The following is a 15,838-nucleotide window of genomic DNA, read 5'->3' on the forward strand; positions in this document are numbered from 1 at the left end:
ACATACGTCATTCCGGGGCGGTCCGCAGGACCGAACCCGGAATCTCGAGATTCCGGGTTCGATGCTTCGCATCGCCCCGGAATGACGGTTTGCTACCCCGCCACGAACTCATCCCGCCGGTAGCCCTGCGCGTACAGCAGCGCGGTGAGATCGCCGTGGTCGATCCGGACCGCGGCCGCGGCCGCGACCGCCGGCTTGGCGTGATAGGCTACGCCGAGGCCCGCAGCCTGGATCATGCCGAGATCGTTGGCGCCGTCGCCCACCACAAGGGTGTCGATCTCGTCGAGATCGAAGGACTCGGTGAGCTCGATCAAGGTGGCGAGCTTGGTGGCGCGGCCGAGGATCGGCTCGACCACCTCACCGGTCAGCTTGCCGTCCACGACCTGCAACTGGTTGGCGCGGTTTTCCTGAAAGCCGACCTTCGCCGCGACCACCTTGGTGAACAAGGTGAAGCCGCCCGAGATCAGGCAGGTATAGGCGCCGTGCGCGCGCATGGTCATGACCAGTTCGCGGCCGCCCGGCGTCAGCGTGATGCGCTTGTCGAGCACCTCGTCGACCACGCTGACCGGCAGTCCCTTGAGCAGCACCACCCGCTCGCGCAGCGCGGACTCGAACTCGATCTCGCCGCGCATGGCACGCTCGGTGATCGCAGCGACATGGGCCTTGAGCCCGGCGAAGTCGGCGAGCTCGTCGATGCACTCCTGGCCGATCATGGTGGAATCCATGTCGGCCAGAAAAAGCTTCTTGCGCCGGGCGATCCGAGGCTGCACGACGATGTCGATCGGCAGGTCGCCGCGGGCCTGGCGAAGGCGTTCCTCGATCGCCTTGATACCGTCCCTGCTGCTGTCCTCGCTCTCGAACGGAATGTCGGCGGCGACTTCGTTGAACAGCCACTGCGCCGGGCCGGGTGAGGGCAGCACGGCCCGCGCACCGTCGACGATGGTGGAGTCGAGCGCGGGGCTTGCAGGATTGCAGATCAGCGTGGCAACGAGGGACATGCAGGCGCATTCGGGATTGTTGAACAAGGCAGTGCTTATCGCAGGGCCGACCGCCAGCGGCAAGTCGGCGCTGGCGCTCGAACTCGCGCAGCGGACCGGCGGGGTCGTGATCAACACCGACTCCATGCAGGTCTATCGTGACCTCCGGATCATCACCGCGCGGCCGACTGCAGGCGAAGAGGCGCTGGTTCCGCACCGGCTCTATGGCCATGTCGACGCCGGCGTGAATTTCTCCGCTGGCGCCTGGGTGGCCGATGCGGCGAAGGTGCTCGGCGAGGCGCGTGAGCAGGGACGGCTGCCGATCTTCATCGGCGGCTCGGGCCTCTATTTCAAGGCGCTGACGCGCGGCTTGTCGGCGGTGCCGCCGATCCCGGCTGATGTGCGCGACGGCGTGCGCGCACGGCTCGAGCAGCACGGCGTCGAGGCGCTGCATGCCGAGCTTGCAGCGCGCGATCCGGTGTCGGCCGAGCGGCTGAAGCCGCGCGACCGCACCCGCATCGCGCGCGCGCTCGAGGTGGTCGAGGCCACCGGCCGCCCGCTGCCGGACTGGCATCGCGAGGGCCTGCCGCCACTGCTGCCGCCGGGCGATTTTCATGCGCTGTTTCTCGCGCCGGAGCGCGAGAGGCTCTATGCACGGATCGACGCCCGGTTCGGTGTCATGCTCGATGCCGGCGCGCTCGACGAGGTCGCGGCGCTGGCGGCGCGTGGGCTCGATCCGTTGCTGCCGGCGATGAAGGCCCATGGGGTGCCGGCGCTGATCCGGCACCTGAGGGGAGAGATCAGCCGCGAGGAGGCCGCCGAGATCGGCCGGGCCGACACCCGCCATTATGCGAAGCGCCAGTTCACCTGGTTTCGCCATCAGCTCCCGGAATTCGCCTGGGTGGTGCCGGAAGCTGGCGGGGAATGGCTGGAGAGTCGGGTCCCGTAGCCCGGGCCGGGGGTCCCGCACGCCCGTCAGCCATGCGCGTTCGCCTGCGCAAAAACACTCGCCGAACGAGCGGAACCCCGGTAGAGTACGGAAATCGCGAAAGTGCTTGCCTTGCCTTGACATTCAGGCTTTGGCCGCTATGTTCGCGCAACCTTTGGGAAGACTGGGTCGTCTCGTGCGCAACATTATTACCAAACTGCTTATCGCCGTCGTACCCAGGCACACCGCCGGGGATGGCTAGCGGCCATCCAAATTCGGGCGGTGTGCATGGGGCCTCTGGGGCCCCTTTTTATTGCCCGAAGCCGAACTGACGAGAACTGACAAAAGCCGCGCAAAAACAAGCGCATCCGGAGCGAACCATGACCGACAAGAGCCACGATCCCAATCAGATGACCGGCGCCGCGATGATCGTGCGCGCGCTCATCGATCACGGCGTGCAGCATGTCTTCGGCTATCCCGGCGGTGCGGTGCTTCCGATCTACGACGAGATCTTCCAGCAGAGCGAGGTCGAGCACATCCTGGTCCGTCACGAGCAGGGCGCCGGCCATGCCGCCGAAGGCTATGCCCGCTCGACCGGCAAGCCCGGCGTGGTGCTGGTGACGTCGGGCCCCGGCGCCACCAACATGGTGACGCCGCTGACCGACGCGCTGATGGATTCGATCCCGCTGGTCTGCATCACCGGCCAGGTGCCGACCCACCTGATCGGCAACGACGCCTTCCAGGAGTGCGACACGGTCGGCATCACGCGGCCCGCCACCAAGCACAATTGGCTGGTCCGCGACGTCAACGACCTCGCCAGGGTGCTGCACGAGGCCTTCTATGTCGCCACTACCGGCCGGCCCGGCCCGGTCGTGGTCGACGTGCCGAAGGACGTGCAGTTCGCGACCGGCACCTATCATCCGCCGCGCAAGTCGGACGTGCACATCTCCTACACGCCGCGCGTCAAGGGCGACGCGACCCAGATCCGCAAGGCGGTGGCGCTGCTCGCCAATGCCAAACGTCCCGTGATCTATTCCGGCGGCGGCGTGATCAATTCGGGCCCCGAGGCCTCGAAACTGCTGCGCCAGCTGGTGGAGGCGACCGGCTTCCCGATCACCTCGACCCTGATGGGGCTGGGCGCCTATCCCGCTTCGGGCCCGAACTGGCTCGGCATGCTGGGCATGCACGGCACCTACGAAGCCAACATGACGATGCATGATTGCGACGTCATGCTGTGCGTCGGCGCGCGCTTCGACGACCGCATCACCGGCCGTACCGACGCGTTCTCGCCGGGTTCGAAGAAGATCCACATCGACATCGATCCGTCCTCGATCAACAAGAACATCCGCGTCGACGTGCCGATCATCGGCGACGCCGGCAACGTGCTCGGCGATTTGCTGCAGGTGTTCAAGGCAGAAGCCAAGAAGCCGGACATCAAGTCGTGGTGGCAGCAGATCGCGCAATGGCGCGCGCGCAACTCGCTGTCCTACCGCAAGAACAACGATATCATCCTGCCGCAATACGCGATCCAGCGCCTGTTCGAGCTGACCCGCGGCAAGGACACCTACATCACGACCGAGGTCGGTCAGCACCAGATGTGGGCCGCGCAGTTCTTCGGCTTCGAGGAGCCGCACCGCTGGATGACCTCGGGCGGTCTCGGCACCATGGGCTACGGCCTGCCGGCCGCGGTCGGCGTGCAGGTGGCGCATCCGGACAGCCTGGTGATCGACATCGCCGGCGACGCCTCGGTGCAGATGACGATCCAGGAGATGTCGACGGCGGTCCAGTTCGAGCTGCCGATCAAGATATTCATCCTGAACAACCAGTACATGGGCATGGTGCGGCAATGGCAGCAGCTGCTGCACGGCAACCGCCTGTCGCATTCCTACTCCGAGGCGCTGCCGGACTTCGTCAAGCTCGCCGACGCCTATGGCTGCGTCGGGCTGCAGGCGACCAAGCCGTCCGATCTCGACGGCGCGATCAAGGAGATGATCTCGATCAAGCGCCCGGTGCTGTTCGATTGCCGCGTCGCCGCGCTGGAGAATTGCTTCCCGATGATCCCGTCCGGCAAGGCGCATAACGAGATGCTGCTGCCGGAAGAGGCGACCGATGAGGCCACCGCGAAGGCCTTCTCCGGTGGCAAGGCGCTGGTGTGATGATGGATCGACGTGGAGCACTCTCTTTTCACCTCGCCCCGCTTGCGGGGAGAGGTCAGATTGCGCGCAAGCGCAATCCGGGTGAGGGGGAGTCTCCGCGAGTCCGTCTCTCACCATTACTCTGGAAACAGCCCCTCACCCCAACCCTCTCCCCGCAAAGAGCGGGGCGAGGGAACTTATCGCGCGCTCGGATGGAGGGCGGCTCCCATGTTTGACCTCAACGAGCTCGAGCGTGCACACCGGATCGTCGGCACCGCAGTGCCGGCGACGCCGGCGCACGCCTGGCCGCTGCTGGCCGAGCGGCTCGGCACCGAGGTCGTGGTCAAGCATGAGAACCACACGCCGACCGGCGCCTTCAAGGTGCGCGGCGGCCTGGTCTATCTCGAACGGCTGAAGCGCGAGCGGCCCGACGTTCCCGGCATCATCTCGGCGACGCGCGGCAATCACGGCCAGAGCCTGGCGTTCGCGGCAGGACGTCAGGGCGTGTCGGCGACGATCTACGTGCCGCGCGGCAACTCGGTCGAGAAGAACCGCGCCATGCACGCGTTCGGGGCCGAGCTTGTCGAGCACGGCGACGACTTCCAGGCCGCGCGGGAAGAGGCCGAGCGCCGCGCCCAATTCGCCGGCCTGCACATGGTGCCGTCGTTCCACCCGGACCTCGTGCTGGGTGTCGCGACCTACGCGCTCGAACTGTTCCGTACCGCGCCCGATCTCGACATTCTCTATGTGCCGATCGGGCAGGGCTCCGGCATCTGCGGCTGCATCATGGCGCGCGACCTGCTTGGGCTGAAGACCGAGATCGTCGGCGTGCAGTCGACCGAGGCGCCGTCCTATGCGCTGTCGTTTGCGGCCGGAAAGATCGTCACCACCGAGTCCAGCAACACCCTTGCCGACGGCATGGCGACGCGGATTCCGGACGCGGATGCGTTCGCGCTGATCCGCAAGGGTGCCTCCCGCATCGTGCAGGTCAGCGACGACGAGGTCGGGCAGGCGATCCGCGCCTACTGGACCGACACCCACAATCTCGCCGAGGGCGCGGGCGCTGCGGCGCTCGCGGCCGCGCTGCAGGAAAAGAGCAGGCTCGCCGGCAAGCGGGTCGGCCTGATCCTGAGCGGCGGCAATATCGATTTCGATCTGTTCCGAACCTGGATCGGAACGGATGCTGCGCCGGCCGCCGAGCGGGCGGTGGCGTGAACAGAATGTAAGGGGACGACCATGAACCAGCCCGCATCCGCCTATTTCCTCGAAGAGCGTCACGATCCCAACGAGACGCATACTTTGTCCGTGCTCGTGCAGAACGAGCCCGGCGTGCTCGCGCGCGTGATCGGCCTGTTCTCCGGCCGCGGCTACAACATCGAGAGTCTCACCGTCTCGGAGACGGAGAGCCAGAAACATCTCTCGCGGATCACGATCGTCACCACCGGCACGCCGATGGTGATCCAGCAGATCAAGCATCAGCTCGACCGCATGATCCCGGTCTACCGCGTCGTCGACATGACGCTGACCGGCAGCTCGATCGAGCGCGAGCTTGCGATGGTCAAGGTGCGGGGCGGTGGCGATCACCGCGTCGAGGCGCTGCGGCTGGCGGACGCGTTCCGCGCCCGGGTGATCGACGCCACGACCGAGAGCTTCGTGTTCGAGATCACGGGCAATTCGTCCAAGATCAGTCAGTTCATCGACCTGATGCGTCCGCTGGGCCTGGTCGAAGTGTCACGAACCGGGGTGGCCGCGATCACGCGCGGACCGGAAGGGATGTGAGTCATGTTGGCGCGCGACTGGTACTATACGCAACGGCGGCAGGTCGGTCTCGATACCGCGGTGGCCTCGATCTATGACGTCAGCGAGGACAGCGATGTCCGTGCCCGCCAGGCGCTGACCATGCTCGGCGTCAAGCCGGGCTGGCGGATCGCCGATATCGGCTGCGGCAACGGCGTGCTGGCCACCGAGGCGGCGTTGATGGGCGCCGAGGTCGACGCCATCGACATCTCGCCGGCGATGATCGGGCTTGCCGAAATCTATGCGCGCGACCGCAAGGCGAAGATCCGGACCCAGCCGGCCGGCCTGCTGTCGTTCGCCTACCAACCGAATTCCTACGACCTCATCGTCAGCGAGTTCACGCTGCACCATCTGCCGGACTTCTGGAAGGCGGTGGCGCTGTCGCGAATCTTCAACGCGTTGAAGCCCGGCGCGAACTTCTACCTGCGCGACATGGTGTTCGTCGGCATGCCCGACGGTGTCGATCGCGATGTCGAAGGATGGGCCGACTTCTCGATCAAGAATCACGGCTTCGAGCGCGAAAGCGTGATCACCCATATGCGCGACGAATACTCGACCTTCGGCTGGGTGATGGAGCGCATGCTGACCGAGACCGGTTTCACGCTGGTCTCCGTTGATTACCACGCGCCGCTGCACGGCACCTATCTGCTGCGTAAACCGAAGCCCGACGAACAGATCTAGATCCCGACCGAAACGGAAGCACAAGAAGAACAACAATGAAGCCGGCCGATGTTGGCATCGCCGTCATGGTCGCGGTGATCTGGGGGCTTGCGTTCGTCGCAAGCCGGATCGCGCTCGATGAGTTCTCGCCGGAGCTGATGACGACGCTGCGCTTCGCCATCGCCGCGCTGCCGTGCCTGTTCCTGCGCAAGCCCGGCGTTTCCTGGCCGCTTCTGATCGCGATCAGCTCAACGCTGTTCCTCGGCCAGTTCCTCGCACAGGCCTTTGCGATCGCGCATGGCGTTCCCGTCGGGCTTTCCAGCGTGATCGTGCAGAGCCAGGCGCTTTTCACCATCGCCTTCGCCGCCCTGGCCTTCGGGGAAATCCCGACACGGAGCCAGGCAATCGGCATCGCGATCGCCGCGCTCGGCCTGCTGATGATCTGCGGGACGGTCGGCTACGACTTCAGCGTCGCCGCGTTTGCGATCATCATGATCTGCCCGATCAGCTTCGCGATCGGCAATCTTCTCCTGCGGCAGGCGAACGGCGCGCCGATGTTCGATCTGTTCGCCTGGCTGTGCCTGTCAGCCGCGGTGCCGCTCGCGGTGCTGACCTTGATCACGAACGGCCCGCAGCCGACCTGGCATGCGCTGACCCACATGTCGCTGACCGGGCTCGTCTGCATGCTCTGCCTCGGCGGCATCTCGACCAGCATCGCCTACTGGCTGTGGGGCCGGCTGCTGCGGGATTATCCGGCGGCGCAGGTGGTGCCGTTCGCGCTGCTGGTGCCGTTCGTCGGCTCCGCCGCGTCGAGCATCGTGTTCGGCGAGACATTCGGGCCGCTGCGGCTGGCCGGCATGGTCACCGTGATCGCCGGCATCGCCGTGATGCTGCTGTCGAAGCGGCCAAAAGCTCTGCCGAAAGTCGCGTGAGGGCACCATGTCGAATTCGCTGCTGTTCGCCTTTGTCGTGTTCGCTGTCGTGATGTTCTTCACGCCGGGCCCCAACAACATCATGCTGCTGTCGTCGGGGCTGACCTACGGCTTCCGCCGTACAGTGCCCCACATCGCCGGCATCACGGTCGGCTTCGCCTTCATGGTCGGCGCGGTCGGCGTCGGGCTGGGGACCGTCTTCATCGCCTATCCGGTGCTGCAGACGATCCTGAAATATGGCGGCGTCGCCTACCTGATCTATCTCGCCGCCGTCATCGCCATGGCCGAGCCGCCCTCGGCGGACAAGGACGACAGGGGCGGCCGCGGCCCGATGACGTTCTGGGGCGCCGCCATGTTCCAGTGGATCAATGCCAAGGGCTGGGTGATGGTGATCGGCACCATCACGGCCTATGCGGCAATTGCCGCCTTTCCCTGGAACATCGCGATCCAGGTTGGCCTGAGCCTGATCTTGGGCACGGTGTCCTGCGTCGTCTGGGCGCTGTTCGGGACCGCCTTGCGGCCGATCCTGACCTCACCCCGGGCGATCCGCGCCTTCAATGTGGTGATGGCCATCCTGCTGCTGGCCTCGCTCTACCCGGTCTTCATGGACGCATGATGCCGCACCGCGCCATGCGAGATGAGGGTTTCCCCTGAGGGGGAAAATGCTCTAGACAACGCCGGAAATTCGCGGGCGCCCGGCGGTTCTGACCTTCCGAAAGCCTGATTCATCGGCCGATTTTGGCCCCCTTCAAACGAGGAAACCACGATGCGAGTTTACTACGATCGCGATGCCGACCTGAACCTGATCAAGGGCAAGAAGGTCGCCATCGTCGGCTACGGCAGCCAGGGCCACGCCCACGCGCTGAACCTGAAGGATTCAGGCGTCAAGGAAGTGGCGATTGCGCTGCGCAAGGGTTCGGCCTCGGCCAAGAAGGCCGAGAACGCCGGCTTCAAGGTGATGGAAGTCGCCGAAGCCGCCAAGTGGGCCGACCTCGTCATGATGCTGACCCCGGACGAGCTGCAGGGCGACATCTATCGCGAGCACCTGCACGACAACATGAAGAAGGGCGCGGCGCTCGTGTTCGCCCACGGCCTCAACGTGCACTTCAACCTGCTCGATCCGCGCGCCGACCTCGACGTGCTGATGATCGCGCCGAAGGGCCCCGGCCACACCGTGCGCTCGGAATACCAGCGTGGCGGCGGCGTGCCCTGCCTGATCGCGATCGCCAAGGATTCGTCGGGCAACGCCCATGACCTCGGGCTCAGCTATGCCTCGGCGATCGGCGGCGGCCGCGCCGGCATCATCGAGACCACCTTCAAGGAAGAGTGCGAGACCGACCTGTTCGGCGAGCAGGTGGTGCTCTGCGGCGGCCTGGTCGAGTTGATCAAGGGCGGCTACGAAACCCTGGTCGAGGCCGGCTACGCACCCGAGATGGCCTATTTCGAGTGCCTGCATGAAGTGAAGCTGATCGTCGACCTGATCTATGAAGGCGGCATCGCCAACATGAACTACTCGATCTCCAACACCGCCGAATACGGCGAGTACGTCACCGGTCCGCGCATCGTCACGGCCGAGACCAAGGCCGAAATGAAGCGCGTGCTGGCCGACATCCAGGGCGGCAAGTTCGCCCGCGACTGGATGCTGGAGAACAAGGTCAACCAGACCTCGTTCAAGGCGACCCGTGCCAAGCTCGCCGCACACCCGATCGAGGAAGTCGGTGCCAAGCTGCGCGACATGATGCCCTGGATCAAGAAGGGCGCGCTCGTCGACAAGAGCAAGAACTGACAGGCGAGGCCTGTCATTCCGGGGCGGTCCGCAGGACCGAGCCCGGAATCTCGAGATTCCGGGTCCGCCTCTTCGAGGCGCCCCGGAATGACGCTGTGATGAAAAAGGGTGGGCGCGTTGCCCACCCTTTGTCTTTGTCGCAGAGGCGCAGCGGCCGCTAGCCGGCCGCCATCGGCTGCTTCTCGATCCTGTTGTGCAGCTGCCAGAACCGCACCGTGCGCTGCGCGGTTTCCAGCGAGAGCCGGCGGTAATCGCGCTGCGCGATCTCGAGCGTCGCATTGTCGAGCGGCAGCGGCAGCGGCCGCTTGCGCAGGATGCTTTCGACCGTCGGCCAGTTGAGCCGTGCCGAGCGGCACGGGATCAGGATCAGGTCGGAGCGGAGGCCGAGCATCAGGCGTTCGATCATCGCGATCGGCATGTCGTTGAGCACGGCGAGCGCGACCGTGACCTCGTCGAGCTTGCCCTCTTCGGCGAATTTGTAGACGGCCGCATCGTCGAGTTCGTTCAGCTGCTTCATCAGCTTGACCAGCTCTTCGGCGATGCCGTAGTTGCGGCGCGGCGCCGCGGCCTCTTCCTGGGCGATGTCGTTCAGCACCTGGCTGATCTCCTCGCGCGCCCGGGGCGAGGCGATCGAGAGCAGGCGGGCGCGCACCGTATCCTTGGCGCGCTGCAGCAGGTCGCGCAGCAGCTTGGCCGGAATGTCGATGCGCAGCCCGAGGATCTCGACCAGCTCGTCGTCGCCTTCGGCGCGGGCGACGATGCTGGAATAGCCGTTGTCGGAGAACTGCGCGCCGGCGTTCTTGGCGAGACGCCGGATCACCTTGTCCTCGCCGCGGTCGATGATCACGTCGGTGACGGAAGGCGGCAGGTTTTCCCGCGCGGAGATCGCGAACAGGTGGTCCTGGCCCTTGCTGCTCGCGATCTCGCGCAGGGCGTCGTTCGAAAGGCGGCTGGAGTGGGTCAGCACGTCGCCGGCGACGCTGATGTCGTCGTCCCAGGCGAGGTGCTGGATCACCTCGAACGGCGCATAGTCGAGCGGGGCGAGCCGCTTGCTGAGCTCGGCCCGCGCACGGGTCTCGACGCGCGCGACCAAGAGGCAGAGCACGTCGTCGAACACCTTGACCTGTTCATCGTTGAGGCGGTCGCCGTCGTTCAGGAACAGATCGGTGACCTGCCGCAGCGTCTGCACACGCTTGGCCGATGTCCCGTCCCGGACCGCATCCTCGAGTTCGGCAATAATCGATTGTGACGCCTGTTGCGCCATCGATGGGCAACCTTGTTTTTGTTGAATGACACCTGTCTGCACACCATGCGGGGCGCGGTCTTACACCTGCGTTAAGGTGGAACCCGGTGCAAATACGGTGTGCGTCGCATCCTTAACAGGCTGCGACCGGACTCGATTCAATGCGCGCTTTCGGCTCGGCGGAAGCTGATGCCGGTGCATTTTAAGAGATCGTTTAGGACGATACGCGCCGCGCGACGGAAAAGATGTCGATCGAGGCGGCACGTCCGCGCAATTGCGTCGAGCCGAGCGGCTCGACGACCAAATCCCGGTCCGGCGGCAGCAGGCGCAGCAAGTCGCCCGATACCAGCAGCGGACGGCCGGCCTCCTTGCAATGCGCCTGCAGCCGCGCCGTGACGTTCACGGTGTCGCCGAAATAGGCGATCTGCCGCCGCGAGTCCCCGCATTCCGCGATGACGACCGGACCGGCATGCATCCCGGCCCTAAACGCGGGCACCACGCCGAACTCCTTGCGATATTGATCGGCCCGCTTGGCGAGGCGATCCTCGATCGCGAACACGCAATCGAGATACCGCCGCCATCGCCCGTCGGCATTGGCCGGCCAGGTCACGATCACTTCGTCGCCGACATAGGCGTGGACTTCGCCGCCGTGCGACACGATCGGCTCGTCGATGTCGAAGAAGAAGCGCGTCAGCAATTCCTGCACGCGCAGCTCGCCCATCGATTCCGCTAGCGTCGTCGAGCCGACCAGGTCGAGGAACAGCAGCACGCGCTCCTCGCGCACCGGCTGCCGATAGCGTCCGAGCACGATGCTGAGCAGCGTGTGCCCGCCGATCATCCGGACCAGCTCGTAGATCGTCGTGATCGGGATCGACAGCAGCAGGCCGACGCCAATGATCTTCAGGAAGGTTTCGCGCATCCACTTGGCTTCGAGCCCATGCCCGTAAAGCACGATTTCCAGCACGATCGCGGCGGCCGCAACGGTGACGGCAAGGATCACAGAGCGGCCGATCAGCTCGACGATGAGTGATTGCCGTCGCAGCCAGCCACCACGTGCGGCCAGATAGAGATGCGTCGCCCAGACGATCACCGTGAGGGCTGCGCCGTCGAGGGCGCTGCGCACATAATTCGAGACGGAGGCCTCGTCGGACTCATCGAACGCATAGCGAAACAGCCCACCGACGAGCAGGCCGAACACCGCCAAGACGATCACAGGCGTCGCGGCGCGCCGCATGGTCCCTCCATGCATATGAAATATCCTGCGCGGACCGGGAAGGCCAGCCGCGGCGCGGCCGGCGGTGGACGGGATGCATCGCGGCGGCACTCATGTATGCTGCGACGACAGGATCGATCGAACAGGGAAAGTGGCATGACATCGGCTGTCACCACTGGCGCGTGCAGGCTCATGGCCGTTCTGGCGGCTGTCTCCATCGCTTTCACCGCGCCGGTTACCCGCGCCGGCGATCAGAGCGTTGGCGAGCCATCCTGCGACGGCGGCACCTACCAGATGGTCGAATGCCTCAAGGCCAAGACCGCGCAGTGGGACAAGCGGATGAACGTCGCCTACCAGAAGGCGTTGAAGGATGCCGCCGACGACAAGCAGCGCGAACAGCTGCGCACCGCGCAGCGGCTATGGATCCAGTATCGTGACGCCAACTGCCTGTATTACGACCTCGGCGAGGGCACTATCGCCCGGCTCGATGCGGGCGAATGCATGCGCAGCATGACCGAAGCCCGCGCTAAGGAACTGGAGAATCTTGGCCATCAGTGAGCCATCTTCCGGAGTCAGGACCGAGGTCATGACTGATGGAAAGAGCCAGGACGAATTGACCCAGCTTGCGGATGAGGCGTTGCGCGCCCAGCCCGGCTGTGAGACCGCGCGCGTGCCGGCGATCGCCGGGCTGCCCGATGCGCAGATCGGACGCAACTGGGAGATTCCGAACGTCGTGCTCGGCGACAGCCTGATCAGCGACGTCGACCGCGCGGTGCTATCGGTTCATCGCCAGCTCGGCCGCAAGTTTCACCTGGTGTAAGGTGGCCCGATCTTAGCTCGCCTGCGCCTGCGCCTTCGCCTGACGTGGCGCGGGCCGGCCGGCCATGCTGATCATCCTGAGCGCGAACACCGCAGCGAGCGGCACGAGGAATAGCGCGTAGAGCGGCATCTCGGGAATCCGCTTGCCGAACGAGACCATGAACTGCAGCAGCAGATAATAGCCGCCGATCAGATGCAGCCTGCGCCAGGCGCGCGGGCCGAGCAGTGCAGCCGTGCGATCGAACGAAGTCGCGGTCAGCGCGATGATGGCGAGATAGCCGATACCGCCGAAGATGTAGGAGACAATCGAGGTCGCGGCCGCAAAGCCGGGCGGATCGAGCATCGCGAAGGCGGCGATCGCGACCGCATGGATGGCGTGCGAGGCCGCGAAGGTGACGCCCAAATAACGGCGGTTGCGGCGCTGCCAGTGCGTCCAGGCGTTCGGCCACAGCCGCGCCAGCGCCGCCGCCGAGAAGGCGAGGCAGAAGAACAAGAGCGAGGTCCGCGCCGTGAAGCGGATCACCATCCGCACGCCCTCGACCTCGAACTGCCGCATGGCGGCGATCCAGATCGAAAGCCCGATCAGGGTGAGCGTGAGCAGGCCAAACAGCCGCCAGCCCTCGAACCAGTTGCGATGCGTCGCCATATCCCGCCTCCCGTTTATGTAATCACCAGTTACATTTCGTGTCCGCGCGCGGTCAATCCGTGTAATCATCGCTTACATTCACAAGCGGGTGATGCTAGAGGATCGCCATGCGCCGCCCCGCCAAAAGCCCGCCCACCGGCCGCCGGCCCGCCAAGCCGCGTCCGGTCGCGACGCGGGCGCAGGCGGCCAGGCCGTATCACCACGGCGATCTCCGCCGGGTCCTGATCGATGCCGCCATGCAACTGGTCGGCGAGGGCGGCCCGGAGGCGGTCAGCGTCCGCGAGGCCGCGCGCCGCGCCGGGGTCTCGCCGGGCGCGCCGTTCCGGCATTTCCCGAGCCGGGACGCGCTGATGAATGCGGTGGCGGAGGAGGCGCAACGCCGCTTTCGCGCCGAGATCGAGGCGGCGTTGGCCGAGGCGCCGCCAGGCGATCCGCTCGGCCGCTTCCGCCATCTCGGGATCGCCTATCTGCGCTGGGCGATGAAGAACCCGACCCATTTCGAGATCATCTCCAGCCGCCGCTTCTTCGACCACGACCGCTCGGCCGCCGTCTCCGGCGACAATGCCGAGTTGATCGGCATGACCGAGCGCACGCTGGCGGAGGCATTTTCAGCTGGCCAACTCGGGACGCGCGACCTCAGGCAGGTCCAGATCGCCGGCCGCGCGCTGGTCTATGGCTTCGCGCGGATGCACATCGACGGTCATTTGCCGCGCTGGGGTGTCGGCGATGCGGAGGTCGAGCAGATGGCTGCCGACATCGTCGATCTCTTCATCGCGGGTATCGCGAGCCACGCCGCGCCGGCCGCCAAAGTTTAAGGCACGCGCACTGCCTGCCGCGGCTAGGCTTGGGCAGGCAAATTCATTGCGCGTTCATGACGATTCAATTACGGTTTTGTGACGCGGCCCAGACACCGGCTGTGCCGCATGCCTCCTGGCCGTTGCCAGTCAAGGCGGTGGCATTGCGCCGGGTTGTATTGCGTCCCGCCCATGGCGCCCGCGCCTCAGCAGAACTCCTCCGTTGCCGCACTGGCCGGCGGTCTTGCCGCGCTTGGCATCTGGCGGTTGATGGCGGTCGCGGCACCGCATTTCGGCGCGCTGATTCTGATGCTGCGCACCGAGACCGATTTCGGCTCGCGGCTTTGCTTCCTGCTCACCTGGGGAATCCTGAACTTCCTGTTCATCGCGCTGCTGCGCCGGCCGGCGCTGTCGGGCGCGCTGTCGCTGACACTGGTCGTGGTCTTGGTGCTGCTGTCGCGCTTCAAGCACGACGTGGTGCAGATGACCGCGAACTTCGTCGACCTGATGGTGATCGACCGCGACACCGCGGCGTTCCTGCTGACGATCTTCCCGAGCCTGCGCTGGTCGATCATCGGCGCCGGCCTCGTCACGCTGCCCCTGATGTACGCGCTGTGGTGGCTCGATCCGTTCCGCATTCGCCGGCTGCCGGCTGCGGCGGCCTGCCTCGCCTGCACCGCGGCGCTCTCGGGTTATGCCTTCGCCTGGCCGGATGAAGCCTGGCGCGGCTATTACGACGACGGCTACCTCTCGAAGTTCGCGCGCTCCGGCGTCACGGCCGTGTCCGATTTCGTCGCCTACGGCTTTATGGAGTCGGATCCGACCGCGAGCGATCAGCTCAAGATGCCCCTGGTCGATGCCTGTCATCCCGCCGGGCGGCGGCCGAACATCATCATGATCCATGATGAATCGAGTTTCGACATCCGCGCCGCTTCCGGCGTCAAGGTGCCGCCGGGCTATGGCAGCCAGTTCAAGTCCTACGACGGCGTCGCGCGCAAATTCCTTGCCGAGAGCAATGGCGGGCCGAGCTGGTTCACCGAGTACAACGTGCTTGCGGGATTGTCCTCGCGCTCGTTCGGCCGGTTCTCCTATTTCGTCACCCGCATCGCATCGGGGCGCGTGGAGCGCGGCCTGCCGTTGGCGCTGCGCCGCTGCGGCTACGACACGCTCTCGCTCTATCCCGCATTCGGCGCCTTCATGAGCGCGCGCAACTTCCAGACCACGACCGGCATCCAGCGCTTCTACGACGCGCATGACCTGCATGCGAAGGATGTCGAGCCCGACAGCTTCTTCTACGACAAGGCGCTGAAGCTGATGGCCGAGCAGAAGACGTCAGGCACGCCGCTGTTCGCCTTCGTCTATCTCGCCGCCAATCATTTCCCCTGGGAAACCAAATTCCGTCCCGAGTTGCTGCCGTCGTGGAAGCGGCCTGGCAATACGCCCGCGATCGACGAATATCTGCGCCGGCAGGCGATGAGCGCTGGCGACTATGCCGGCTTCGTCGCGGCGCTGAAGAAGAAGTTTCCGGCGCAGCCTTTCCTGATCGTGCGTTACGGCGATCATCAGCCGGAATTCTCGCCGCAGCTGCTCGATCCCGATCTCGACGAGGCCGGCATCGGCAAGAAGCTGATGGATTACGATCCGCGTTATTACGCGACCTACTATGCGATCGACGCCGTCAACTTCGAACCCGTGAAGAGCCCGGCGGTGATGGACACGATCGACGCCGCCTATCTGCCGCTGGTGATTCAGGAAGCCGCGGGCATTCCGCTCGACCCGTCGTTCGAGGAGCAGAAGGCGATCATGCTTCGCTGCAACGGCGCATTCTATTCCTGCAAGGACGGCGCAGAAGCACGCCGCTTCAATCGCCTGTTGATCGACGCGGGGATCATCAAGGGATTGTGAGAC

General features: G+C 65.5%; 16 protein-coding genes. 12 read left to right on the top strand and 4 right to left on the bottom strand.

Annotated features, from left to right (window positions below; translation table 11 throughout):
• Nucleotides 1-92: 92 nt before the first annotated feature.
• Entirely contained in the window at nt 93-998 is a 906-nt protein-coding gene (gene serB, locus ACVWZM_RS32320) for a phosphoserine phosphatase SerB (RefSeq protein WP_456855577.1), read from the bottom strand.
• Between serB and miaA the strand changes: the two genes are divergently transcribed.
• The 8 genes from miaA to ilvC all read left to right on the top strand — a co-directional run bounded on the left by miaA (nt 997) and on the right by ilvC (nt 9,215).
• The gene (miaA, locus tag ACVWZM_RS32325; protein ID WP_456855578.1) at nt 997-1,926 is read left to right on the top strand and encodes a tRNA (adenosine(37)-N6)-dimethylallyltransferase MiaA; all 930 of its coding nucleotides are present in this window, start codon (nt 997-999) and stop codon (nt 1,924-1,926) included. The genes serB and miaA overlap by 2 nt on opposite strands.
• Before the next feature lie 359 nt (nt 1,927-2,285).
• Nucleotides 2,286-4,061, top strand: coding sequence for an acetolactate synthase 3 large subunit (locus ACVWZM_RS32330; RefSeq protein ID WP_016841059.1), 1,776 nt, complete (start codon nt 2,286-2,288; stop codon nt 4,059-4,061).
• Nucleotides 4,062-4,268: 207 nt separating this feature from the next.
• Nucleotides 4,269-5,255 carry a threonine dehydratase gene (locus ACVWZM_RS32335; protein WP_076824266.1) on the top strand — a complete coding sequence of 329 codons (987 nt, stop codon included), beginning with the start codon at nt 4,269-4,271 and terminating at the stop codon, nt 5,253-5,255.
• A 21-nt stretch (nt 5,256-5,276) separates the two neighbouring features.
• The gene (gene ilvN / locus ACVWZM_RS32340) at nt 5,277-5,819 is read left to right on the top strand and encodes an acetolactate synthase small subunit (RefSeq protein ID WP_016841057.1); all 543 of its coding nucleotides are present in this window, start codon (nt 5,277-5,279) and stop codon (nt 5,817-5,819) included.
• Between the two features lie 3 nt (nt 5,820-5,822).
• Nucleotides 5,823-6,518 (top strand): class I SAM-dependent methyltransferase, encoded by a 696-nt coding sequence (locus ACVWZM_RS32345; protein WP_028332477.1) that lies wholly within the window; start codon nt 5,823-5,825, stop codon nt 6,516-6,518.
• 35 nt (nt 6,519-6,553) lie between these two features.
• Nucleotides 6,554-7,429 (top strand): EamA family transporter, encoded by an 876-nt coding sequence (locus tag ACVWZM_RS32350; RefSeq protein WP_057015046.1) that lies wholly within the window; start codon nt 6,554-6,556, stop codon nt 7,427-7,429.
• A gap of 7 nt (nt 7,430-7,436) precedes the next feature.
• Nucleotides 7,437-8,045 carry a LysE family translocator gene (locus tag ACVWZM_RS32355; RefSeq protein WP_057015047.1) on the top strand — a complete coding sequence of 203 codons (609 nt, stop codon included), beginning with the start codon at nt 7,437-7,439 and terminating at the stop codon, nt 8,043-8,045.
• Between the two features lie 150 nt (nt 8,046-8,195).
• On the top strand, nt 8,196-9,215 hold the full coding sequence (ilvC, locus tag ACVWZM_RS32360) for a ketol-acid reductoisomerase (protein ID WP_018272993.1): 1,020 nt from the start codon (nt 8,196-8,198) through the stop codon (nt 9,213-9,215).
• Nucleotides 9,216-9,372: 157 nt separating this feature from the next.
• Here the strand turns inward: ilvC and ACVWZM_RS32365 are convergent, their stop codons facing one another.
• The gene (locus ACVWZM_RS32365; protein WP_076824268.1) at nt 9,373-10,479 is read right to left on the bottom strand and encodes a DUF2336 domain-containing protein; all 1,107 of its coding nucleotides are present in this window, start codon (nt 10,477-10,479) and stop codon (nt 9,373-9,375) included.
• A gap of 193 nt (nt 10,480-10,672) precedes the next feature.
• Nucleotides 10,673-11,692: an adenylate/guanylate cyclase domain-containing protein gene (locus ACVWZM_RS32370; protein ID WP_456855579.1), complete on the bottom strand. Its 1,020-nt coding sequence runs from the start codon at nt 11,690-11,692 to the stop codon at nt 10,673-10,675.
• 135 nt (nt 11,693-11,827) lie between these two features.
• On the opposite strand from ACVWZM_RS32370, the gene ACVWZM_RS32375 reads away from it, so the two are divergent.
• Complete coding sequence (locus ACVWZM_RS32375; protein ID WP_229192637.1) at nt 11,828-12,229, top strand: lysozyme inhibitor LprI family protein; 402 nt, start codon at nt 11,828-11,830, stop codon at nt 12,227-12,229.
• 28 nt (nt 12,230-12,257) lie between these two features.
• Nucleotides 12,258-12,491, top strand: coding sequence for a hypothetical protein (locus ACVWZM_RS32380; RefSeq protein ID WP_168857163.1), 234 nt, complete (start codon nt 12,258-12,260; stop codon nt 12,489-12,491).
• A 12-nt stretch (nt 12,492-12,503) separates the two neighbouring features.
• Here ACVWZM_RS32380 and ACVWZM_RS32385 read toward each other — a convergent pair whose 3' ends face one another.
• A complete protein-coding gene (locus ACVWZM_RS32385) occupies nt 12,504-13,136 on the bottom strand; it encodes a hypothetical protein (RefSeq protein ID WP_456855580.1) in 633 nt (210 codons plus the stop codon).
• A gap of 107 nt (nt 13,137-13,243) precedes the next feature.
• On the opposite strand from ACVWZM_RS32385, the gene ACVWZM_RS32390 reads away from it, so the two are divergent.
• Nucleotides 13,244-13,951, top strand: coding sequence for a TetR/AcrR family transcriptional regulator (locus ACVWZM_RS32390; RefSeq protein ID WP_168857161.1), 708 nt, complete (start codon nt 13,244-13,246; stop codon nt 13,949-13,951).
• A gap of 171 nt (nt 13,952-14,122) precedes the next feature.
• Complete coding sequence (locus tag ACVWZM_RS32395) at nt 14,123-15,835, top strand: sulfatase-like hydrolase/transferase (protein WP_168857160.1); 1,713 nt, start codon at nt 14,123-14,125, stop codon at nt 15,833-15,835.
• Nucleotides 15,836-15,838 lie beyond the last annotated feature (3 nt).

It is taken from the genome of Bradyrhizobium sp. USDA 4501, assembly GCF_054062115.1.